This window comes from Mesorhizobium sp. NZP2298, from assembly GCF_013170825.1.
In the GTDB taxonomy this organism is placed as follows: domain Bacteria; phylum Pseudomonadota; class Alphaproteobacteria; order Rhizobiales; family Rhizobiaceae; genus Mesorhizobium.
The window spans coordinates 6,639,443-6,661,628 of record NZ_CP033365.1; the positions used below are offsets into that span (position 1 = coordinate 6,639,443).

General features: G+C 58.2%; 17 protein-coding genes and 2 pseudogenes. 9 read left to right on the forward strand and 10 right to left on the reverse strand.

Translation table 11 applies throughout. From position 1 onward, the window contains the following. Positions 1-230: 230 nt before the first annotated feature. Positions 231-1,556 (reverse strand): oxygen-independent coproporphyrinogen III oxidase, encoded by a 1,326-nt coding sequence (gene hemN / locus EB231_RS31635; protein WP_172352293.1) that lies wholly within the window; start codon positions 1,554-1,556, stop codon positions 231-233. A gap of 1,354 nt (positions 1,557-2,910) precedes the next feature. Here hemN and EB231_RS31640 point away from each other — a divergent pair. Next, positions 2,911-4,074: a porin gene (locus EB231_RS31640; protein ID WP_172352294.1), complete on the forward strand. Its 1,164-nt coding sequence runs from the start codon at positions 2,911-2,913 to the stop codon at positions 4,072-4,074. A 331-nt stretch (positions 4,075-4,405) separates the two neighbouring features. Then, positions 4,406-4,798 carry a hypothetical protein gene (locus EB231_RS31645; RefSeq protein WP_172352295.1) on the forward strand — a complete coding sequence of 131 codons (393 nt, stop codon included), beginning with the start codon at positions 4,406-4,408 and terminating at the stop codon, positions 4,796-4,798. A gap of 265 nt (positions 4,799-5,063) precedes the next feature. On the opposite strand, the gene glmS is transcribed toward EB231_RS31645, so the two are convergent. Both glmS and EB231_RS31655 read right to left on the reverse strand, forming a co-directional pair. Beyond that, a complete protein-coding gene (gene glmS / locus EB231_RS31650; RefSeq protein ID WP_069091245.1) occupies positions 5,064-6,887 on the reverse strand; it encodes a glutamine--fructose-6-phosphate transaminase (isomerizing) in 1,824 nt (607 codons plus the stop codon). A 438-nt stretch (positions 6,888-7,325) separates the two neighbouring features. After that, the gene (locus EB231_RS31655) at positions 7,326-7,970 is read right to left on the reverse strand and encodes an acyl-homoserine-lactone synthase (RefSeq protein WP_006329186.1); all 645 of its coding nucleotides are present in this window, start codon (positions 7,968-7,970) and stop codon (positions 7,326-7,328) included. Between the two features lie 680 nt (positions 7,971-8,650). Between EB231_RS31655 and EB231_RS31660 the strand changes: the two genes are divergently transcribed. From EB231_RS31660 to EB231_RS31690, 7 genes and pseudogenes are all read left to right on the forward strand, one after another. Further along, a complete protein-coding gene (locus EB231_RS31660; RefSeq protein WP_172352296.1) occupies positions 8,651-9,403 on the forward strand; it encodes a carbonic anhydrase in 753 nt (250 codons plus the stop codon). A 399-nt stretch (positions 9,404-9,802) separates the two neighbouring features. Continuing rightward, on the forward strand, positions 9,803-10,492 hold the full coding sequence (locus EB231_RS31665; RefSeq protein ID WP_172352297.1) for a B3/B4 domain-containing protein: 690 nt from the start codon (positions 9,803-9,805) through the stop codon (positions 10,490-10,492). An 84-nt stretch (positions 10,493-10,576) separates the two neighbouring features. Beyond that, entirely contained in the window at positions 10,577-11,215 is a 639-nt protein-coding gene (locus EB231_RS31670; RefSeq protein ID WP_010914002.1) for a LysE family translocator, read from the forward strand. An 18-nt stretch (positions 11,216-11,233) separates the two neighbouring features. Next, positions 11,234-12,121: a dihydrodipicolinate synthase family protein gene (locus EB231_RS31675; RefSeq protein WP_069093303.1), complete on the forward strand. Its 888-nt coding sequence runs from the start codon at positions 11,234-11,236 to the stop codon at positions 12,119-12,121. A gap of 112 nt (positions 12,122-12,233) precedes the next feature. Continuing rightward, positions 12,234-12,361, forward strand: a pseudogene (locus EB231_RS31680) (IS630 family transposase); the annotation flags it as partial. A gap of 14 nt (positions 12,362-12,375) precedes the next feature. Then, positions 12,376-12,984: pseudogene (locus tag EB231_RS31685) on the forward strand (ISKra4 family transposase); the annotation flags it as partial. Positions 12,985-13,965: 981 nt separating this feature from the next. Beyond that, the gene (locus EB231_RS31690) at positions 13,966-16,506 is read left to right on the forward strand and encodes a two-component system VirA-like sensor kinase (protein WP_172352298.1); all 2,541 of its coding nucleotides are present in this window, start codon (positions 13,966-13,968) and stop codon (positions 16,504-16,506) included. 122 nt (positions 16,507-16,628) lie between these two features. On the opposite strand, the gene virB11 is transcribed toward EB231_RS31690, so the two are convergent. From virB11 to EB231_RS31725, 7 genes are read right to left on the reverse strand one after another with little or no spacing between them, the layout of a single operon-like run. Continuing rightward, positions 16,629-17,669 carry a P-type DNA transfer ATPase VirB11 gene (gene virB11, locus EB231_RS31695; protein ID WP_027056317.1) on the reverse strand — a complete coding sequence of 347 codons (1,041 nt, stop codon included), beginning with the start codon at positions 17,667-17,669 and terminating at the stop codon, positions 16,629-16,631. Beyond that, complete coding sequence (gene virB10 / locus EB231_RS31700) at positions 17,653-18,792, reverse strand: type IV secretion system protein VirB10 (protein WP_107648216.1); 1,140 nt, start codon at positions 18,790-18,792, stop codon at positions 17,653-17,655. The genes virB11 and virB10 overlap by 17 nt, the downstream gene beginning before the upstream one ends. Further along, positions 18,789-19,670, reverse strand: a complete 882-nt coding sequence (locus EB231_RS31705; RefSeq protein WP_172352299.1) for a TrbG/VirB9 family P-type conjugative transfer protein — start codon at positions 19,668-19,670, stop codon at positions 18,789-18,791. Before EB231_RS31705 ends, virB10 begins: the two co-directional genes overlap by 4 nt. Beyond that, on the reverse strand, positions 19,667-20,380 hold the full coding sequence (locus tag EB231_RS31710) for a type IV secretion system protein VirB8 (RefSeq protein WP_006329145.1): 714 nt from the start codon (positions 20,378-20,380) through the stop codon (positions 19,667-19,669). Before EB231_RS31710 ends, EB231_RS31705 begins: the two co-directional genes overlap by 4 nt. Continuing rightward, a complete protein-coding gene (locus tag EB231_RS31715; protein ID WP_081609673.1) occupies positions 20,377-20,535 on the reverse strand; it encodes a type IV secretion system lipoprotein VirB7 in 159 nt (52 codons plus the stop codon). The genes EB231_RS31710 and EB231_RS31715 overlap by 4 nt, the downstream gene beginning before the upstream one ends. A gap of 26 nt (positions 20,536-20,561) precedes the next feature. Further along, entirely contained in the window at positions 20,562-21,449 is an 888-nt protein-coding gene (locus EB231_RS31720; RefSeq protein WP_172352300.1) for a type IV secretion system protein, read from the reverse strand. A gap of 57 nt (positions 21,450-21,506) precedes the next feature. Beyond that, positions 21,507-22,181 carry a hypothetical protein gene (locus EB231_RS31725; RefSeq protein WP_006329143.1) on the reverse strand — a complete coding sequence of 225 codons (675 nt, stop codon included), beginning with the start codon at positions 22,179-22,181 and terminating at the stop codon, positions 21,507-21,509. Positions 22,182-22,186 lie beyond the last annotated feature (5 nt).

The window sequence follows — 22,186 nt, forward strand, 5'->3', positions numbered from 1 at the left end:
GCGGAGAGCGGCGACCAGAGCGCAGATGAGTACGCGCCTACTACGAGATCGGCTATCGCACCAATTCGAGCGGATCACGATCGATGGCGACACCGTGGCTTTCTTCGAGGCCGCTTGAGGCCTGCTACGCCGGCGACGGCTGTGAAATCCTGACCTCGAAGAAAGGAAACCGCATGGGCGTCAAATTTCGCTTCGGCGTCGCCTAGGCCTCCTCACACCGTTTGGCTGACTCAGCGGGCAACCCGGTCGAGAAAAGCGTCGAATGCGGCAGCGACAACGCGCATCGCAAAACGATGCTGCCGCCGTACGCGGACAAAACCCTTTTCGATGTCCACAATCCCGTCCTTGGCAAGCATCGCCAAGCGTTCAGCTGAATCGAGAAAATGGATTGGATCAGATCCGTGGGCGGCACAGATTGCCGGCACATCGGCCTCGAGATCGCACATTAGTCGCTCGATGATTGCGGCTCGCGCGCGGTCTTCGTCGGTGAGACGGTAGCCCTTTGACGTCGCCAGACGGCCAGCTGCGATGTGCCGGCAGTAGGAATCCCGTGTAACCTCGTTCTGGACGTAGCCCACGCCAACACGCCCGATAGCCGACGCGCCGAAACCGATCAGGGTTTTGCAGGTGTCGGCCGAGTAGCCCAGCGAGTTGCGCCGCAGGCGACCGGTTTTCTGTGCCAGCGCGAGATCGTCGTCCGGCAAGGCGAAATGGTCGAGCCCGATCTCTCGGTAGCCGGCGGCAATCAGCGTCACGGCAATGGCCGCATCCTGTTCGGCGCGGGCAGCGCTGCCCGGAAGCGATGCCTCCTCGATGAGGCGCTGATTCTTAATAAAGGACGGAATGTGCGAGTAGCCGAACACCGCAAGCCGGTTGGGGCGCATGGCGACCGCCGCCCTCGTGGTCTCGACGCAAGACTGCACCGTTTGATGCGGGAGACCAAAGATGAGGTCGAAGTTGATGCTTGTCACTCCATGCCGACGCAGCATTTCGACGGCAGCCGCCGTCTGCGCCTCACTCTGGACCCGGTTGATCGCTTTTTGAACAGTGGGATCGAAGCTCTGCACGCCGAGGCTCGCGCGGTTCACGCCGGCTGCTTGCAAGGCTTCGGCCATATCGGCCGTGAACGTGCGTGGATCGATCTCGACGGCGATCGTAGCTGTTTCCGCAAGCGCAAAGTGGCGGCGCAGGAATTCCGTCAGGGCGAGGAACTCAACTGGCCCCATGAGAGTTGGCGTTCCGCCGCCGAAATGCACATCGCTCACGGGCAGCGCCTGCGGCGCGTGCTCCGAGACCAAACGTATCTCGTCACGCAGCGCCGCCAGATAACTAACGATCGGCGCATCATGGCGGGTGATGGTGGTGGGGAAGCCGCAATACCAGCACTTTGATCGGCAGAACGGAACGTGCAAGTAGAGTGACGCCGGATCGTTAGCCGGTAGGTTCCTGAGCCATTCCTCATAAGCGTCGGCGCCGACCGCCCCAGAGAACTCCGCGACAGTCGGATAGATGGTGTACCAAGGCAGGCGGGCTTCGCGATGTTTTGTGGTCTGCAACAGTTACCGTCCCATGTTGTTGCCTTCCATCCTTACCACTGCGCTCTCCTGTGTCTTTGCGCTATATCAGTCCGTTCCGCTTTGGGCCCGATTATTTCGCAGCGATAGCCCCATTCAGCCTTGGCTGGACAGCGATGGTATGAGCACGCGCTGGTCAGGGACAAGCGCCATGGGTTTCCCGTCGAGACTTTCCCGCACACCGTTTGGTGTTACTATCCTATCCTATCCTATCCTATCCCCTCCCTTCAGCGTCCGATGGAACGCAGCATGCCGCATCCGACCAGTCGATTCGGCGTTGGGACCAGACTTTTGCTCGCCGGCTGGTGCGTAAGACGGCGTCACGTAGCGATACCTGGCATCTCGATGAGTTCGTCGTATTAATTGCCGGCACGAGGCTTTGGCCGTGGCGCACCGTCTGTCAGAGCGGGAATTGTGCTCGAGGAGACCGTCCAGGTCCGCCCCTGCCAAGGCTGCAAGCCTGATGAACCAATTTAGAAAGTAGCGCTACGCCAGGCGCATGATCACCGACAAATCGCGCTCCTGTGGCCCGGCAAAGCGCCGGAGTGAAGCGCAACTCAAGCATCGCTCGCAACTGACAATCGAGCGAATTCGCATGTGCTTCCGTAAAAACAAAAATGGCCCATGCACGGCTTCCGATTTAGAGAGGGGCTTACAACGGCTCGTCTCGACCCTCCCGCCTTTCGGAACCACTTTGTCCGGACTAGCTGGAAAGCTGGTGCACCTCGCCACCGCCGAGGTGTGGCCCTTCGCCCTAACGAGGACGCTTACGCCTAGGCATGTCGGCATCAGTGGGGCATCTCGGCTGACGTACCGAGCGGTGCACTCGCATGATGTCAACAATGTCGAGGCTCAAAACAAACAAAAGCTATCGCCATTGAACGATACTGTCGCGAAGCGAACAGACGAACCATGTCCGAAACATTTGCTTTTCATGCTCAGCTTGACCCTCAGAGCAAAAAAGGAAACGCAAACCAAGGTCCGACGGCAAACTTGAGTGTCAATCGTAGCTTGGTCGTGAGGTTGGCACGTCATTTGCGGGGTGATTTTCGAAGCCGTTGTGACGGTACGCCCGCAGCTATCGGAGATAATCATGGCGATCGACTCGGAAGTGTTTGATTCCTCCCCGGGCATTTCAAGCAGGTGATATGAGAACAACAACTTATCGTGTTAAAGTATGATTCAGCTTCATCGCCCCTGTTGTTGAATAATTATTGTGATCCGTGTGTCACACTGCGATAGGCGCAGCGATGTGCATCGTTTTCGATTGTGGGGACAGGAAGGGCTGGCTCGTTCGTTGACGTCCCGTTCTTCAATATTTGAACGGAGATCAAGAATGAACATCAGGAGCCTCCTGCTCGGCTCAGCTGCGGCCCTGATCGCCGTTTCCTGTGCCCGAGCCGCCGACGCCATCGTCCTGGCCGAGCCTGAGCCCGTTGAATACGTCAAGATCTGCGACGTTTACGGCGCTGGTTACTACTACATCCCCGGCACCGAGACCTGCCTGCGCATCGGCGGCTATATCCGTTACGACATCGGCCTCGGCGATGTCGTATCGTATGACAAAGCTAGAACCACGGATGTGAAGACTGGCGCGGCCCAGGGCATATGGCAAAACCACACGCGTTTCACATTCAAAACTTGGACCGGGCAAGAGACCGAACTCGGTACATTGCAGACCTACATCGAGACCCGCATGAACTACGGCAAGCACACCGCCTATTCCGGTTCGGACAGTCCTCGATACTATGCCTTCAGCCAAGGCATCACGTTGACTTTCGCCTGGGTTCAGCTTGGTGGCCTCCGAGTTGGCAAGGACTGGTCCGCCTTCGACATGTTTATTGGCTCCGCGGGCGACGTGCTCAATCAGATGCTTATCCCGTACGGCGCCTTCGATACTAATGTGGTTCAGTACTACTTTGACGGCGGTAACGGCTTTTCGGCTGTGGTTTCACTCGAAGAAGGCTCGGGCCTGGTCGGCACCATCGACAGCTACGTTCCGCACCTAGTCGGCGGAGTGAAATACACACAACACTGGGGCGCGATCACCGGCGTTGTCGCTTATGATAGCAACTACGAATCGGTCGCCGGCAAGGTCCGCATCGACGTCGATGTTACCGACCAACTCTCGCTATTCGGAATGTTCGGCTACGGCTCCAGCGGCAAGCTCAACGATGACGTCACTAACGCAATCGACGCTCATGGTCGCGGGTTCTACAAAAGTTGGGGCGGTAACTGGGCTTTCTGGGCCGGCGCCACTTACAAGCTCAATGAGACAACTTCGTTGAATCTTCAGCTCTCGGGTGATCAGCTCAGGAACTATGGAGTCGCTGCAAACGTTGCCTATGCGTTTCTTGCAGATTTCACAATTACAGCCGAGCTCGACTATGACCGCTACGGCGACTTCGCCGTCGGCAAGGTCGACCCTTCCATTAGCTGGGCTAATGCCAACAAAAAGAGCAGTGTCGGCGGCATCCTCCGTTTCGAACGTTCATTCTAACGGGAGGAAGAGCTTCATCTCGGTGGCCTCAGGCGGCGAATGACGATTATGGGGGGACCTGCCACGCCTGCGGCAGATAAGCCCTGACACGTTTGCAATCGGATACAGCTGCGATTAGGGCGCGGCCGATGCCCCGCTTGCCGGGATGTGACAGCTGGTAAAGCGTTGCGGCAGGTTTGCTGGCGGTCCCGGCGCTTGCGCTGACGCGTGCGGCGCAGTCCGGCGACACGGTGGAGGCCGCCGGCAGATGGGTGGGCGCGTGATCGCCGAAGCAATCGCCGAACTCGCCCAGTATCCCAGCTTCGATAACGACTGAATCGGCGGCGACTCAATGCAACCTTGGCTTCCGGAGACCGCGCTGACCGCCGCCGGCCTGACCGCGCTCGCCGCGCAGGATGCTTCGGACAAGCAAATCACCTGCGTCAAGGCGCCCTTCAAGTCGCTGATCGACCATGTCTTTATCTCGCCCAATCTCGTGCCGTGCGACCACGATTTCATGATCCTCGCGCTCGACCGAACCATCGAGCGGTTCCTGGAAGTGTCGATCATCGCCCGGTCCTCTTGCGACTGGCCGGGCCTATCGGTGAGCGTTAGATCCAGAACGAGGTTACACGGGATTCCTACAGCCCGCACATCGCAGCTGGCCGCCTGGCAAAGTCAAAGGGCTACCGTCTCACCGACGAAGACCGCGGCGAGCCGCAATCATCGAGCGAGGACGAAATAGTGGACAGCGAAGGGTTTTATCCGCATGCGGCAGGAGGATCGCTTTGTGGTTAGCGCTATTGCTGCGTATTCGATGCTTTTCTCGGCCGGGTTTGCCCGTAGGCACAGCCAAGCAGCGTGAGGGGAGGCCAGAGGGATAACCAATCGTCGCTAAACGGCATGCCCCAGCAAATAACGGCAAGGCGGTAGCGGCGCGCTTGAGCCCCGGTTGAAGTGCTTGGAGTTTTTCCGAATGGGCGAGCGTTGCGACTAATGAAGGCGTCACATCATTCGACGGTGACTGATTTTGCCAGGTTGCGTGGCTGGTCGAGATCTGTGCCCATGAAGAGCGCCGTGTGGTACGCAAGAAGCTGTATCGGCAGCGAGAAGATCATCGGCGCGATAATCTCGTCGGTGGCCGGCAGCACGATCGTGTGCATCGTATCGAGTTTCGATGCGGCTGCCCCTTTTCCATCGGTGATGAGGATAATGCGCCCTCCGCGGGCGGCCACTTCCTGCATGTTGGAGAGGGTCTTGTCGAAAAAGCGATCATGTGGCGCGATGACGATCACTGGCATGTTCTCGTCTATCAATGCGATAGGACCGTGCTTCAATTCACCCGCCGCATAGCCTTCGGCGTGGATGTAGGAAATCTCCTTGAGCTTCAGCGCACCCTCCATCGCCAGTGGGAAATTTGTGCCACGGCCGAGATAAAGGACATGATGACACTTTGACAGTTCGCGCGACAGAAGCTCAATCTCCGGCTGGATGCTGTCCAGTACCTGCCTCATGAGGCCCGGCATTTCGGCGAGGCTCTCGACGAGCGCCTGCACCTCATCTTCGGTCACGGTTCCGCGGGCCTTGGCTGCGTGGATGGCGAGTGCGGCAAGAGCGGCTAGCTGGCAGGTGAAGGCCTTGGTGGAGGCGACGCCGATCTCTGGGCCGGCAAGGATCGGGAAGACCACATCGGCCTCCCGAGCGATGGTCGATTCGCGCGCATTGACGACAGCGCCAATTTTCAGCCCAAGCTGCTTGCAGTACCTCAGCGATGCCAGCGTATCGGCGGTTTCGCCCGACTGTGAAATGAACAGAGCCGCAGACTGCGGCGACAACGGAATCTCGCGATAGCGGAATTCGGATGCAACATCTATTTCGACCGGCAGGCGCGCATAGCGCTCGAACCAGTATTTTCCGATCAGCCCGGCGAGATATGCGGTGCCGCAGGCAGAGATCGCCAAGCTCGGGATCTTGGCGAAGTCGATGCCAAAAACCGCATCGGCACCATTTTCGATGAAATTGATATAATGACCGAGCGCATCGGCGATGACCTCGGGCTGCTCGAGGATTTCCTTCTCCATGAAGTGGCGATGGCTGCCCTTGTTGGCCAGAGTGGCCACGGCCACGGAGGTCTGGCGCGGACGCGCGACGGGGTGGCCGTCGTAATCAAAGATATCAGCGCCCGTCCTGCCGACAACGGCCCAGTCACCGTCGATGAGATAGGTGATTTCATTCGTGAATGGAGCAAGCGCGATCGCGTCGGAGCCCAGGAACATCTCGCCGTCGCCGTGACCGATCGCCAGCGGTGGTCCATTGCGCGCCGCAATGATGGTCGACGGATCATCCTCAAAGAGGATGGCAAGCGCGTAGGCACCCCTGACGCTTTTCAGCATGGCATGCACCGCCTCACCACGCCTCATGCCCTCCCGGCGGTGCCTTGCCAAGAGATGCGCAAGGACCTCAGTGTCGGTGTCGGTCTGGAACTCGGCTCCCGTCGCCGCCAATTCGTCCTTCAGTTCGGCGAAATTCTCGATGATGCCGTTATGGACGACGGCCACACCATCCGTGAAGTGCGGGTGTGCATTGCGTTCCGTCGGTGGCCCATGGGTTGCCCAGCGGGTGTGGGCGATGCCGATGGTACCACCCAGCGGCTCTTCCTTGAGTCTCCTCTCGAGATTGACGAGCTTGCCCTCCGCGCGCCGGCGGTGCAAGGTGCCCTCGGTGATCGTCGCAATGCCGGCCGAATCATAGCCGCGGTATTCCAGACGCTTCAATGCGTCGACCAGGCGTTCCGACACCGGCTGTTGCCCAACGATGCCAACAATTCCGCACATGTTCTTCTCCGAATTCTTCCCGGCAGCCTTAGCCGACGCAGACGAGGGACGCCGCCCGGCATGCGCTCAGTTAGAGTCTTCTAATGGAATCCGGTAAGTTCGGTAAAATTGATTGTTGGGATAGCCATCATCCACGCCATGGATGAACTAAACCTCAGTCCAATGCGGGTGATGTGAACCGGGGCGTACGCTTCCGCCTTCAACGGGCTGCGCATATCATGGCCGGCGCCCTCACCTGCGTTAATAGCATGCAAGCCGGCCGGAGGAGACGGGGAATACTTGGGCCGAGTGCGAATGGGTAGCCCCAGCGCACTCTCTGATCTCGCCGTTCAATTGTGCGGACGTTGCTTCATGCATCATTCCTCGGGACGCAATGACTCCTTTCGGCGACGAGAAGCAAACCCTCTTCCGATCCTGGGGCCACGCACCACGTCTTAGCTATCCGCATGGGCCGTGCGGCAGGCCGAGAATCGGTCGCCACAGTACCGGCCCATTCAGACGTCCCCTCCAGCGGATGCGCAACAGGCTGGCGTGAGAGATCTCGAGAAACCCGGCCACCGCCTCCGTTTTGCCGACGGGCTGCGGCTTTCCGATGCGCGACAATGGCCACGTTGCGAGGCGAAGGATCCGTTCCATACGCGTATCGGTCACCGTCACGATCCGGGTGAGATTGTTGGCCAAGCCGAATTCGATCATGCCGGCGAAGAGCTCGTAGGTTGCTTGGGCAAGGCCGCCTGCCGCCTTGGGCGTTGATGGGGGCAAATCGAGCGCGAAACGGCTGCTTTCCCATATGTCGGGACTCGCGGGCGCCACAGCTTCACCCAGCAGCGCCGGGAATGTGTCGCGCAACATGGTCGGCCCAGTGGTTGGCAAGAGGCGCACGCAGCCACGAATTCGCCAATCGGATCCCTTGAGCAGCAGATAGACAGGCTTCAAGTCGTCAAAGGTGTCTGTTTCCATTTCGCCTCCGGTCTGAACTTCCCAATCGAGCCTCTCCTTGAAAACCCGATATCTGAGCCCGTGCATCTCTTTGAGCTCGCCTGCGAATTCGCTGTAGAGGCCAGGTGTGATCAGCTGAATCATTCGTCGCCTCCGTGCGGGTTGTGTTCCCGCCATCGAAGGGCAAAGCGCACAGCGATGCAGCCTGTGGACGTTTACAGCTATCCTCGCGGAAGGATCCGGATCTCGCCTGACCGGAGGCAGCCAGCCTGGCAACCGCATGGATCGTCCGAACGCGAGCTTTGCTTGGCATTTTCCAGATGGAAGGTCCCCTTGCCCTTTGAGACCTGCTTTCCAAGGCGTATTCGCGAGTTTTATCCATGCCTTTATGGTCTTGGAGAGCGTGGCGGGCAGGCTACACAGTGGGTGGCCGAGAGGTCGGGAATCAGTTGGAATGGAGGAATTCGTCTCGCCAAAGAGGGGATCCTTTGCAATGCACTGCCTGCCCGACACTCCCGCTTCAACGTTACGCGCCACATACCGCCGAGTAACAGCCGGACCGGCGACGCGGCTGTGCTGGTTGTTGGCCTGATCAGCGGCGGCACGGTGAATCTGAGCCACGTCGCCAGCCATTTCCACGGACCGGCGAGCGTAGCCTCCAACGATCGCCGGCGGCGACGCTTCTTCCAGTTTACCAGTTCGACGAGGACTGGCTGGCGTGTACGCTGGTGGCGCGGCTCAACCTACGCCCGCCCTTGCGGCTGTGCCTTGACTGCACCAATTGGAAGCAAGGACATTAGGTTCGCATCAAGGAGCGAGGCAATATGCATCGTCGTAACCTGATTAGAGCATTCATGGCGCTGGGCGTGTGCCCGATCTGCGCCCAGACCGCGCGTGCGGCCAGCGCCCATTGGGGATATGGCGGCTCGGTCGGGCCGGAGCATTGGGCCGATCTGGACACGAGAAATTTCGCCTGTTCGGCGGGCAGGCAGCAGTCACCCATCGACATCGCCGGCACGGTAAAGGCGGATATACCGCGCATCGACATCAGTTGGCTCAAGGGCGGCGGCAGGATGGTGAACAACGGCCACACCATTCAAATCAACATGCCGGAAGGCAGCACCTTGACCCGCGGGGATCGCGTCTACCAACTGGCACAGTTGCATTTCCACGCGCCGAGCGAGCATCACGTGGCGGGCATGAGCTTCCCGATGGAAGCGCATTTTGTCCATAAAGACACAAAGAGCGATACTCTGGGTGTGCTGAGCGCCCTTCTTACGCCTGGCGCGACAAATATCAGCTTTGCCGGTCTCGCCAAGGTCTTTCCGGCCCGGCCCGGCGAGGAGATGGCAGTTGACGAGTTCGATCCCAACGGGCTTTTGCCGGCCTCGCTCGGCTACTGGACCTATGAGGGATCATTAACGACTCCGCCCTGCACCGAAAACGTGGAGTGGATGGTTGCAATGGAACCGGTCGAGGTCGACACCGCAGACATCAAGCGGTTTACGACGCTTTACGCATCTAACGCGCGGTCGATCCGTCCCTCCAATCGGCGCTTCATCCTAGGCCTCAGCTAAGGTCATCGCGCGCGTCAAGCAAAACCGCGGTAACAATCGGGGGGTTTCGAACAGTACGACGCCACCCTGGTGGCGCTGGCATCGACCATAATGCCCTAGGGTTCACAACAGCATGACCGGATCATGGGGAACTTGTGGGCCGCTTGCTTGCGGAGAACTGGGTGGCGTCACCGACACCCGTACACTCCGGCCTGGATCTGCTTGATCAGGGATTGATAAATTCGACGCGTCGCTCCCGTGCTGCGAGAACCCTCCTTATACTGGACCAATTAAAATCTCCAAAAGTGGCAGTTTAGTTTGGACCAGTGAACTGCAATATTGGCTTGCAGTCAGGGAAGCGATCGTGACTGGTCGCGCCGGTCATGGATTGCTTGCGCTCGAACTGATGGAGTTGCCTGGATGTTTGAGGGTCCCATCATCGACGGTCGAATTAAGAATATTGCATCGGGATTTAGAGCCGTGAGCGTCTACGTCGATGCCACTTCAGCTGGAGAAGGACGTTTCGATCCCCGATTGCTTGGTGAAGCCTGCGATTGCGCGTTGGCGGATGGCCCGGCTTGGGCAGAAGCTCATCTGGCGAGTTGGTCCGACGCCTACGTCGTCTTTGGCGCGAAGCCTAACCGTACGCCGTGCTCAGCCCAGGCCCTCAGAAAGCGGGTTCTGAAAGACGGCACTCTTTCGACGATCAACCCGATCGTCGATCTCTACAACGCCATCAGCCTGAAATACGCAGTCCCGGTGGGTGGAGAGAATTTTGACGCCTATGTCGGAAGACCCCACCTGACGATCGCTGACGGGAGTGAGACGTTCGACACCATGATGAATGGAGAGGCGGTCAACGATCCTCCCTTGCCCGGTGAGGTCATCTGGCGCGACGACATTGGCGTCACCTGCCGACGCTGGAACTGGCGACAGGGCACTCGAACCCGCCTGAAGACCCTAACAGGCCGGATGTGGTTCGTACTGGAGGCGTTGGAGACCATGCCGGACGATGGATTGGCAGAGGCGACGGATGCCATGGTCGGAGGGCTGAATGCCTTGATGCCTGGCTGCAAAATCGCGAGCCAAGAAATTGCCATCGCCGGATGAGGTTTCCGGTCGAGCGAGTGGATCCATCGCCGCCCGGGGCATCCGGCGCGATCGATCCGATCGAGATTATCAAGGGCTGAGAGAATGAATGTCGATCTCCATCAGTTGCTCATCGTCTTTGCTGCATATGTCATTGCCGCAGGGAGCCCCGGCCCGAGCAACATGCGCATTATGGGGGTTGCGATGGCGCGCGGCAGAGGTGCTGCGCTCATGCTTGCCTCCGGCGTCGTCAGCGGCTCGATCTTTTGGGGTTTTATGGCCTCCACCGGCATCTCCGCCCTGTTGGCCAGGTACGCCCAGGCACTGCTCGTTCTGCAGGTTTTCGGGGGGCTTTACCTGCTGTTCCTCGCCTTCAGGGCGGGACGGTCGGCGCTTACGTCGAACGAGAAGCTGGCGGTGCGCGCATCGACCGACCAAGTCGCTCTTTCGCGGGGTGAGCTCTATAGGAAGGGCCTCTTGATGCATTTGGCGAACCCAAAATCCGTGCTGGCATGGATCGCGCTCGTCACGCTGGGGATCGGTCCGAATTCATCGTGGCAAAGCATCGCGGCGATATTGGGTGGCTGCGCCATCCTAAGTGTCACGATATTCTGCGGCTACGCCATTGTCTTCTCCACACCGCCTATGGTGGCTCTATATCGCCGCTGCCGCCGCTGGATCGAAAGTCTGTTGGCGATGTTCTTCGCGTTCGCCGGGCTGCGTATGCTGCTTTCCCGTATGTAGTTTCGAAAGGAATGGATGATGACTTTGTTTCGCGGCCTGTCGGCGTTCCCCCTTACGCCAACCGATGCGGAAGGGCATGTCGACACCGAGGGTCTGGCTCGTTTTCTCGAGCGTATTCAACGCGCCGGAGCGGACTCCATCGGCCTTCTGGGGAGCACGGGCGGTTATGCTTACCTCACCAGGGAAGAACGCAAGCGTGCCGTTCAGGCTGCCGTGGAATGCATCGGCGGCAAAACGCCTCTTGTCGTGGGTGTGGGTGCATTGCGTACCGATGAAGCTCAGGCTCTGGCGCGCGATGCCAAATCCGCTGGCGCTGACGGCCTGCTCCTGGCACCGATGTCCTACGTTCCCCTGAACGAGGACGAAGTCTTCCAGCACTTCGTCGCCGTGGCCGAGGCGGGGGAATTGCCTTTGTGCATATATAACAATCCAAGCACCACGCGCTTCACATTCAGCGACGCATTGATCGCCCGGCTGTCAGAGGTGTCCAACATCGTCGCGGTGAAAATGCCTCTGGCGGCGAATGACGATTACGCGGGAGAACTGGCACGTTTGCGGTCGATGACGCCTGACACGTTCACAATCGGATACAGCGGCGATTGGGGCGCGGCGGATGCCCTGCTTGCCGGATGTGACACCTGGTACAGCGTTGCGGCAGGTCTGCTGCCGGTCCCGGCGCTTGCGCTGACGCGTGCAGCGCAGTCCGGCGACGCGGTGGAGTCCACTCGGTTGAACCGCGCTTTCGGGCCGCTCTGGACCTTGTTCAAACACTACGGCAGCTTCCGCGTTATGTTCGTCATCGCCGACTACCTCGGTCTGGCGCACGTCCAGCCACCGCGCCCTATTTTGCCGTTGCCGGAGGACGCCGGAGATGACATTAGGCAGGCATTGGAGAAGCTCGAATAGCCGAGCACAGGGCATGCCCAGTGCCACTGCTAGTTAGGCACCCGGCGCGCGGGCGTTCCGCGCACCGTTGGAGATGGAAGTTGGGCGGCGCAGAATTGGATCGGGTTGGTCGCGCTTTGGCTTTGCGGTCTCTTCGGTGGTGAAATGGTCGCAACGTTATCGTGCTCCGGTAGCGCCGGGAAGATGGGCGGCCATCGCAAACGCGTTCTGCAGCCGCATCGAACTTTCATCCGCGACCAAACGACCGGAAGTAGAATTTCGAGCTGATCGTAGGCCGCTCGCTGCCTGAAGAGGGTGCTCCGCGCTACATCGGTTTCGTCTATGGCTATGATCGCGAGCCGCAACGGCGCATTCTCGACCATCTCAAGAAGCAGCCCGTCCAAGCCAATCAGGATATCACCTTCATCACCGACGGTGGGGAAGAACGCCGACTGGTTCCATATCACCGTGCGCATCAGGGTCCTTCGGCAGTTCGTGCAAGGGCTCGAAAACCAGGACGAGCAGACCGGACAGGACCTGCTCGAAACTCTGCGCAGGATCAAATGGCATCTCTGGCATGTTGACGTCTATCGGGCCCGTCACGAAATCGCCGACCTGCAATTCGACGCGGAAGGTCTCGAAACAGGCTAGCCGAACATGCGCAAGTTCCTGACCGCATCGGCGAGTTCACCAGGCCTACATCGCCTCCAACAGTGCCAGCCTGATTATTACGGCGAGCGTTAGCGGTCCGGAGATCGCATCTCTTCGGCCCTCGTCAAGGCCACCGTCAACGCCGTTCCAAGCGGGTCGCCAACAAGCGGCAGATGCAGTGGAGCAGGATCGGCGCACATCTTCTGCTGCAAACCCGCACGCAGATCCTCGATGACCGTCCCGACGCGCTTGGCGTGCAGCCCCTCACCTCGCCCGCGCCCCGCGGTGGTTCTTGCCAAGAGACGCTCGCTCGCATCTAACGAAAACCGCCGCTGCATTTAGCTGCATCCATTGTTCGGATGCCTGCGATCCAAACAATCAATTTGTTCAATCAGCTTCTTGAAAGCTAACCCTTGTTTGGTGGAACATGGGCTCTGGTCGTCGACGCTGGCTTAATGCAGGGGCTGCACGCAGGAGATACAATGCACAGAGATCGCAAGCGGGTTAGCGGCATAATGGCTGGCCGACCGGTGTCATCCCCAGGCTGCTGCAGCGTGCGGCTTGTCTGTCCCTCCATGATCTCTCGGAAGACAGTTCCGAATACTGCGACCGGTTGCCCGCCTTGTGTGTCGCCTCGATCTCATAACCGATGGTGAGCTGCTCAATGGGCTATCCTTCACCGGATAAGAGATGAAGTGCGAACGCTCCTCGGGGATCATGCCGATCGTACGTACGTCCTGCTTACTCTGGTCAGGCATAGAGCGCAATTTGTTGGCCCAGCTATGAAACTCTTGCCGGAAGTTAGCTCTGCCGCGTGCGTGATGGCTTGAGCGGACTGACGCAACGAAGGCTCACGAGTATTCGGTTCCTGCCGTCATTATGACGAGACTCAACGGTACCTTCAACATCGGCGTGGTTCGACTCGCCGCGCGAAAACAGGCAAATCTCGATTGAATCCGTCACGCGGTGTCAGCCTGGCATTGGTGCCTTCCCTTCTCAACAACTATCAAATCAGCATTCACGGATAGCCCAGTTTCTCACGTGCCGTAACGCCGTGCCTTCAGTTTCCAGGTTCGCGTCGAGCTCGCGAGTGGCCAGAGTTCGGAACAGAACGGTCGAAGTCTAATCGCCGCGAAATTCAACGGAGGGTCAGCGGGGCCACGGGGGCAAAGTGCGACGGTGTCTAAGCCGTCTTTATGAGGGGAGAGGTACACATGGTTTTCCTGTTCCAGCAGCATCCGGCCGCACACCGAAGCAATGAGGAGCTAGAATTCAGATCAGACTTTCGCAAGGCGCGCACCGCGCATCAAACGCCGTTTCGTTGTGAAAAAAGGCTCAGTACCGACAACGTATTTGTAATCGCCCTGGCGGCCTCGTTTGCGCTCTTGTTCGGGATACAGAGGCAGGACCCACAGGTCGACGAGGCGGTCCTAAGTGAACTGCGAACGATTCAGATCAACTACGCATTGCTCCAGCGCGATGTCGCCCGCGCTCGAACCGACATGGTATTGGACTTCCGCCCCGTTGATTCTACCCTCCAAGCATTGCAAAGGAACGTTACAAACTTGCAACGCCTTGCCGAGATTTCGCCCGATGAGAGCTCCGGAGCGCACTCCAGGTTGCTTGCACAGCTCAAAAAGTCCGTCGAGAACACAGAGGCTGCCATCTCGGCAGCGGCTGCGCAAAATGAGCTTCTGCAAAGCTCTCTCGTACGGTTTGCTCGCTCGGTTAATCGCCTTGAGGGGGCGCCGTCCAACAGGCTTGAACTCTCCAATTTGATCCTTCAGTTTTCGGCCAGACCGGGATTCAGCCTCGCATCACAGATCGATCAGTCTCTCAGCCGACTTCCTCCGAGTCAGGACCAAGCCACCCACGATGTTGTCCGCAACGGCCGCGCTATCCTGTCCGCGTTGTCGAGAGTGGACCGCGCAGCCGATCGGATCGCATCCTTTAACACGTTCGCCAAGGCCGCCGAACTGGAGCGCGAATACCTGAAAGACAACAGCTTGGCCAGCGCGCAAGCGCAGCGCACACGACTTTTCTTTGGCTCGGTATCCATATGCCTCTGCTTGTTTGCGATCATTCGGGCCTTCAGGCTGCATGTGCGGACGAACCGGTTGGAAAGGCGGCTGGAGCTTGAAGAGGCAATGCGTGAGATCGAAGCTCGCTTCAACGAAAGTAAAGCAAAGAACGCGTCGCCGCGCTTTTCAACCGAAGCAGCGCTTAGACTTGTTCAACGCGCTTTCGACGCGGATCAATGCGCGCTTGCTCAGGTGGATCCGAGTCTCAGCAGGCATACCGAGTGCTTTGTGACGAACACGTGCATGCGTGTCTGGAACGTCGCGCTTCTTGATGAAGTCGTTTCACTTGTCCGCGCCGGACGGCCAGTGTTTCGCGTCGTTCCGGCGGCGGAAATGGTTCGCACCGCCCTAGACACTTCCGGTGTTTGTCAAATTGTTGCTTGCAGGGCCTCCGATCAGCAGGCTGTGGTTTGCATCCTTGTTTTTGAACGAGATCGCTCACTCCCCTCAGCAGGCGACCTGTGGGTTCTTGCCAGTGCCATTGTGCGTTTGAGCAACCATCTTGAAATGCAACGTGTAAATGCCGAACGCGACGTTCTGGTGAGTCGATGGGAGCAGGCGGAAAGGCTGAGGACCGTCGGCACGATCGCAAGCGGCGCCACACATGAGTTCAACAATATTTTAGGCGCAATAATCGGATATTCAGAAATTGCCCAAGGTCTGGTGCGTCGCCCCTCCAGAATACGGAACCACATCGACCAAATCATCTTAGCTGGACACCGCGCCAAGCTGATCGTTGACCAGATCTTGTCACTCAGCCGAAACCGCAAGCGCGTTGCAGTGCCTTTCAACGTCTCCGAAATTGTCATGGATCTTGCGCCATTGCTGCGGGTTACAGTTCGTGCGGGTGTTCAGTTGAACTTCAAGATCAACGAGTGGCAAACGGTGGTCGAGGGCAGCCCAACCGAGATGCAGCAGATCCTCATGAATCTGTGCAAGAACGCGTCGGAGGCTGTCTTGAACGAGGGCCGCGTCGAGGTTAGCGTTTCTCGCGCCCAGGTGTGCCAAACCAAGCCGCTGGCTCAGGGCACCTTGAGACCTGGAGATTACGTTCTCCTCTCCATCAGCGACGATGGCCCAGGAATCGCAAGTTCGATACTTCCGCATGTCTTTGAGCCCTTTTTTACCACTCGCTCTCTCGTCGGCGGGACCGGGCTGGGTCTTGCTGCGGTTGACAGGCACGTGAGCGCGCTCGCAGGATGCCTAGACGTCACCTCGGTTGTTGGCCGAGGTACGCGCTTTGATATCTACTTGCCAGCCTCCGAGGATGAGCCAGTCAACGCTGACGTCACTTTCGGCCCATACAACGGATCACCGGCCAACGGCGGAATCATTGCAGTCGTGGAGCCCGATCCAGCAGAGTTGGAGATTCACAAGGACAATATCGCCGCGCTGGGTTATGAGCCGATCGGCTTCGCGACCTTCGAAAGTCTTTGCGGCTGGATCGAGAGCGGGAAGGCAGCTGACCTGCTGATTTTGGCGAAGACGGCTTTCCTCGAGCGAGGACGGGCCGAGTCCGTATGCCCGGCCATCATGACGGTGCCTTTCATAGTCATCGGTGACATCGACCCCATGCCGGTCACCTCTGACAATCAGGCCTTCGTCCTTCGGCTAGCGAGACCGGTCTCGTCCAGGACAATAGAGCATGCGATTCGTATAATGATGATGGCGTGATGCCGCCGACTCGCTCATTCTATGCAAGTAATGTGAGAAGGCCTGGCAAAAGACATCGAAGCAGAACAAAACGACGCGTCGCATCACAATGGACTTATCGATCCCGAGACGTTGTTCTAGCCTTAGTGCTTGTTAAGGAGGTCGGCTACTGTCTCTCCCCGTCGCCGGGCATCGGCGGCGAGCCATACCTCTCCCACCTCGTACAGGTCACCTTGGGTGTGGAACGGCACAATGACGTCAACGGCAGCCGACAGCATGTCAAGAAGCGTTCGATCTTCCACAGCGGCTCCTTGCGGGCTGCTCTTGACGAGGGAAAAGAGCTTTTTGAAGCCCTGGACCGGATCAGCCCCATGGATCGTTGATATTGATCCCGCATGGCCGGAGACGACTTCGCTAAGGTAGGCCCATGCAGCATCATCGCGCATCTCGCCGAGCAATATTCGGTCAGGGCGCATGCGCAAGCTCGCTTGCAGCAGTTGCTCGGCTGTCACCGCACCTACGCCGGCTCGGTCCTTCGGATAGAGTAACCGGACATGGTTCTCGTGCGGGATTACAAGCTCCAGCGTGTCCTCGATACTTATCAGTCTCTCTTGCGGGGGTATAGCGTTGATCAAAGTCTTGCTCATTGTCGTTTTGCCGCTTCCAGTAGGTCCGCAAAGCAGCATCGTGAGCCGTCCCGAAACACACGCTTGCAAAAACTTCTCCAAGTCACCATCGTCGTATTGCTGAAGAATAGTTTGGTCCTGCCGCTCTTGGCGCTGTTTTCGTGACCGCCATTGATTCCAGCGTGAGTATTCGTAGCGAGAAGAAACTTCCTTCAGTTCGGTCACACGACTTGAAGGACGCCGTATCGTCAGGCTTACTGTTCCTGAGGGAACAGCGGGCGGCAAACAGATCTGCAGCCGCTCCCCGTTCGGCAGCTCAGTCGCACAGAGGGGGCTTTGCGGTCCGACATCTTGCTTGCGCAGCGCTCCAGCGAGAATCGCGATGTCCTCCAGATCGTTATAACCTAGTGGTAGCGGATGTTTCGTGAAGACGCCGGCTTGTCGCACAAACGCTTCCCCAGGCCGGTTGATAGCGACCTCTTCGGTCCTCGGCTCCTCAAGCCATTTCAGAACGGGGTCGAGAAGCAAACGCAATTGAGGGTCAGCCTCCGATCGCATTGTTGTCTCTCCGGCGTTGGCGATGTTGGGGGGCTGGCGCCACGACGGTTGCCGTGAGACCGTATACATCCGAGAAATCGAGGTCGCGAGCCACAAAGATGGATACAGCATCTCCCTGGTTTTTCTTCAGGGTTGGCGGGATGTTGACCGTCGCTCTCAGTGTCGTCTCGACGGCTTGTCCGCCATTGCTCTGGAAGCTGTTGATGCCGCTTCCTCCGCCAGAGCTCGCCGCGTATTGACCGGCCGCCTGGAACGCGCCTTGAAGGACGCTCATCAGCATTGCTCCGCCAAAGCGTTCCCGGAAGTGATTATCCACCGTGCCAGGCACTCCGGAGCGGCCGAGCTCGTCAGCGCCCGGCGATGCTATCGAAACGAGGGCATGGTCAGGTGTTTCGATGCGCGTCCACAGCACGAAGACACGCGCATCCCCCTGTTCGAGACCATGCTGGATCTCGCCAATCACGGTCGTCCCACGATCCAAGAGCACGACATTGTTGGTGGCGCCGCGGACGTCTTTAGGTAAGACGCACTTCACATAACCGGGTAAATTTGTGTCGACTGCCGTTTGCAAAAGGCAAGGAATGATCGTTCCCTGAGTAATCACGAGATCAGGGTGCGGCAAAAGTGTGGCCCGGCTCGGCTCCTGTATGTCTGGCTTCAATCGGCCCGACAGGTCGCCACCGATCGAAATCTCATCCGCGGTCGCGGGAGCATCCTTGTGGTCGTCTTCGCTCCGCTGAGCCACGTCGGGCTTTTGACTGCTGCTGCTGTAGGCGAAAATTGGTGACTCCTCGGGCGGCGGTTCAGCTGCCGCGGGTTGCGGCGTGGATGGCGCAGGATCTGCCGCCTGCGCCGCCTTTGCAGGTGCTGGAGGTTCGGGAGCAAGCTCAATAGGCACGGGGCGAAACGGCTCGGCGTTCGGGGAAATTGGCGGGTTTGGCTGAGATGGTTCGTCTTGTGTGCTGGGACGACTTCCGAGCCAGATGAGCGACAGAGATGAGATGAGAACAAGACCGGCGACGGCCAATTTCTGTGATCCCGAAACATGCCGGCGGGCCGGCTCCGAGACCAACGATGCGGATGCATTTACATCGTGTCCCGACTGTGGGCCGGTTTCATTCATCGGCCCGAGCCTTTCAAAACGCGCCACACGTCGGGTCTCACTGTACCGGTCCCCGGCGCTTGTCCAACAGGATCATATGCCCTGTTGAAAATCGACAATACCGTATTGCCATCTCTCAGACGCCATTCCCGGGCGACTGCGGCTACTTCAACAAAGTCGCCTTTGACTGTGAAGTTGGCAGCGGCTTCCTTGCCGTCGGGATTGATAATGTAGAGGGAGGGGATACGGGAATTGCTTGCGAAGCCAAATACGGTGGTAAAGCCATTGTCGAAAACCTGCAGCGGCGCCAGCGATCGATCGCCCTTTGCGACGTAGTGAAAATTCCTTTCGTCGGAACTGGCAGTTGTACCGGGCCGATTCAACAAATCCTGAACCCTCTGTTCCTGCAGCACCTTTGCCCGGGCCTGACCAAGAATCGAGCGCTTTTCTGCTGCCTGTCTCAAAGCAGCGGCCTCATCACCGGGATAGGTGAACTGCACACTGTAGTATAAGTCAGGTTGCTGCTCATCTAACTTTGGCATCGCTCTCGTTGAAATGCTGAAGACATATCTGCGGGTACCGGACTCACTGTCGGCCAGAACGACGACCGGCTGCGGCGGCAGGATCCGGCTGGCCTTGAAGAACAGGTAGTTGGCGCGTGGGAGCGCAGCCAGGTCTTTGCTATTGGAAACGGCCACGGCTGCAACGGTCTCGTTGGCCGCGAATGTGACGACCAGCGTTGCCCCCACCGCGGTCGACAGGCGCACCACTTCGTCGGGACGGTAAGCCAAGTAGCGCATCCGCGCATCATGCTTGCCGGCAAGCGGGGTGTCTTCCGCGGAAGCCTCCAGCGTTAAGAGTAGTGAACAGGCCAGTGCGAGAAACGCTCTTTTTGTCATGGCTGCACGTCACCCAGGTTCGACACGCTATCTTCCGAGGTTTGATAGGAAGTGACGAGTAGACCTCCCGGATTGGTGAGCCTTGATTGGGCAGGCAGATCTGTCAGGCGCTCGTAGCGGATGGTTGCTGTCCAGGTGGTCACCAACGGCATCTGCCCATCGATGGAAAGGGTGCGTTTGTATCGGATCTGTTGAACGTCCGGACTGATGTCGTTTGAGGAAATATGCCCGACTTCGAGCTTGCCGAGCTTGCCGACTGTGACTTGCGGCGAGGTGGGATTCGGATAATTGAAGAACTCTTGATATTGCTGCCGCACAGCCGGTGCGCTGAAACTGGATACGAGGTCATAGCCGTATTGGGCGGAATCGGCTGTGTAGCTCTCGCGCAGGCGTACATATTCCCACAGCGAAGCATTTATGACGGCTCGCTCTTGGGTTGCCGGCAGTCGAGAGACTGACACTTCGCTGTCAACTGTTCCATCCGGGCGTACCCAGAGGAAGACAGGTACGAGCTTGGCCAACGGGACCATGGCAGCGATGGTAAATGCCTGCGCAACATTTCCTAGGACCGCCGCTGCCGCAAAGGCTATGAGGGCCTTTGACAGGCGCCGCGCAGACTTCGCTCGTGAAGTTTGAAACGCTTCCACCTTCTTATAGTGGGCGGCTAGCGTTTCTCTCTCCACCAGAAGGGCATGTTCAGGAAATTTCACTTGGGCTCTTTCGCACATTCGACTTCAAGATCTTCAGGGGAGGTTTCCCATTGTCCCACGTTCAGTTGGAATGGCGAACCCGTGCAGGTCGCAAGCTTATCGGTTGTCTTGCATGCCGCCAAAGCCAGTATTGACAAAAGTAGATAGTATTTCATGTTGAGGTACCGCGCTTGTCGATTGATTAACCACCTGCCGTTTTGGCAATGCGGCGATTGAGGCTGCTAAGAGATTGGTTCGCACCTGCCCAAGAACCGCCGGCTATGCTGCTGGCGATCGTCGGAAGCGCGACGATCAGGGCGTCACCAGCTAGGAAAAGCATATCGAGCTCGTAAAGCCCGATGATCTTGGCTGCTGTCGTACCCTTGTATTTGATCACCGCAAGCATGACTCCCAGCGCGACTGATTCGGCCGCGATAACTATCGTTGCAACGATGTTGAGGAGGACAAGCAGCAGCCCGTATGAAAGCAGTTGGCCGATCCATCTGGTAGCCATGTCTCGAGTGTGATCAAAAAGATAGCCTACAAGAACGAGGGGGCCGATCGCCAGGAGCACCTTCGTCAGAATTCCAACGGCATCATAGATCTCGAACGCTGTCCAGAGCGCGCCGTACAAAATCCATTGCGCTCCCTGGAAGGCAAGTATGTCCTGCTGATTCATTGGCCCAATTTCGGAAGCAATCCGCTGAAAGGCACTCTGACTTGCAGCGAACATTACGTCGAGCTTCTGGGGGATACCGATGAAGGGCAAGTGGCTTCCGCTGATCTGGTGAGCAAGCTTTGGAATCGTGTCGTCGAAGACCGATTCAATGTACAGCTGATAGTTGGCCTGCCCTAAGATGAGGGCGACGACAATCGATACCGTGACTACGCGCGAGATACCTCCGCGCGCGTCGACTTGACCGCGCATGACCAGAAAGCCTTGGATTATGATCCAGAGCGTGACGCACGCAACCAGAGGCGCACTGACCGCCTCTTGGACGTTTCCAATCACTTTGTGCAGCCCCAACGTAAAGGCCTCATGAAAGATCACGTGTATGGCCGTGAATGGCGCAGGAATTCTGAAAACCATTGCGTGAACCTTATTTGCCCCTGATCAGCGCAGATGAGCCGGATGAACTAAGCGTCGCTACTCAAACATTCTGGCGGTGTCCTGGCGTTCGCGACGCTGCATCGCGGCCTCCTCTGCGGCGTGAAGGCTCGCTTGTGCAGTGGCCATCGTCAGCAGACTCGTGGCCTGGACATTTTGGATAATCGCATCATGAATCTGCTTGAGGACCAGACCGTTGGTGACGGTGGCCTGCACAATATTTCCCGAGCGGGAAAGCTGACCAAGCGTGTTGTCGTTGGCCTTAAGGCGCTTGTCCATTACGCCCAGAGTGTCGGCCGCAAGAGCTGCGGCATTGATGGCACCAGCGATTTGTCCCTGCAACAGTTTCGCTTCTGAATCCGTGCCGTCGACTTTCCGGTTTGGGTTGTCCGCAATTGCACGCGCTTTAATCGAAGTTGGCGCCTGACCCTCAAACATCTGCCTCTCAAGCTGATTGCCCGACGGGTAGTGATTTCCTTGGTTCAGTGAACTTAGCAGCCCCGTGACACCGAATGACGACCTTAGTATCTCCACCATTTCCATCGTCGTAGCGACCGTCTGGGCTGACTTTATCAGGATCTGCGCAGTGGAAACCGCTGTTAAGCCCGCTTGTGTTACTACCGCCGGGTCGATGACGACAAATTGCGCCCGGGCCTGTCCGCTAAGCAGAAAGGAAGCGGCAAGCGTCGTTGCTGCAAGCGTGGGAAATCTCATGAATA

What these genes read in the sequence shown, in the direction of transcription:
- EB231_RS31675 (WP_069093303.1), top strand. Translation starts at nt 11,234, where the DNA reads ATGACTTTGTTTCGCGGCCTGTCGGCGTTCCCCCTTACGCCAACCGAT.
- EB231_RS31640 (WP_172352294.1), top strand. Translation starts at nt 2,911, where the DNA reads ATGAACATCAGGAGCCTCCTGCTCGGCTCAGCTGCGGCCCTGATCGCC.
- EB231_RS31715 (WP_081609673.1), bottom strand. Translation starts at nt 20,535, where the DNA reads ATGAAATACTATCTACTTTTGTCAATACTGGCTTTGGCGGCATGCAAG.
- EB231_RS31665 (WP_172352297.1), top strand. Translation starts at nt 9,803, where the DNA reads ATGTTTGAGGGTCCCATCATCGACGGTCGAATTAAGAATATTGCATCG.
- EB231_RS31645 (WP_172352295.1), top strand. Translation starts at nt 4,406, where the DNA reads ATGCAACCTTGGCTTCCGGAGACCGCGCTGACCGCCGCCGGCCTGACC.
- EB231_RS31725 (WP_006329143.1), bottom strand. Translation starts at nt 22,181, where the DNA reads ATGAGATTTCCCACGCTTGCAGCAACGACGCTTGCCGCTTCCTTTCTG.
- EB231_RS31660 (WP_172352296.1), top strand. Translation starts at nt 8,651, where the DNA reads ATGCATCGTCGTAACCTGATTAGAGCATTCATGGCGCTGGGCGTGTGC.
- EB231_RS31705 (WP_172352299.1), bottom strand. Translation starts at nt 19,670, where the DNA reads ATGACAAAAAGAGCGTTTCTCGCACTGGCCTGTTCACTACTCTTAACG.
- EB231_RS31655 (WP_006329186.1), bottom strand. Translation starts at nt 7,970, where the DNA reads ATGATTCAGCTGATCACACCTGGCCTCTACAGCGAATTCGCAGGCGAG.
- EB231_RS31690 (WP_172352298.1), top strand. Translation starts at nt 13,966, where the DNA reads ATGGTTTTCCTGTTCCAGCAGCATCCGGCCGCACACCGAAGCAATGAG.
- EB231_RS31720 (WP_172352300.1), bottom strand. Translation starts at nt 21,449, where the DNA reads ATGGTTTTCAGAATTCCTGCGCCATTCACGGCCATACACGTGATCTTT.
- virB10 (WP_107648216.1), bottom strand. Translation starts at nt 18,792, where the DNA reads ATGAATGAAACCGGCCCACAGTCGGGACACGATGTAAATGCATCCGCA.
- EB231_RS31670 (WP_010914002.1), top strand. Translation starts at nt 10,577, where the DNA reads ATGAATGTCGATCTCCATCAGTTGCTCATCGTCTTTGCTGCATATGTC.
- glmS (WP_069091245.1), bottom strand. Translation starts at nt 6,887, where the DNA reads ATGTGCGGAATTGTTGGCATCGTTGGGCAACAGCCGGTGTCGGAACGC.
- virB11 (WP_027056317.1), bottom strand. Translation starts at nt 17,669, where the DNA reads ATGCGATCGGAGGCTGACCCTCAATTGCGTTTGCTTCTCGACCCCGTT.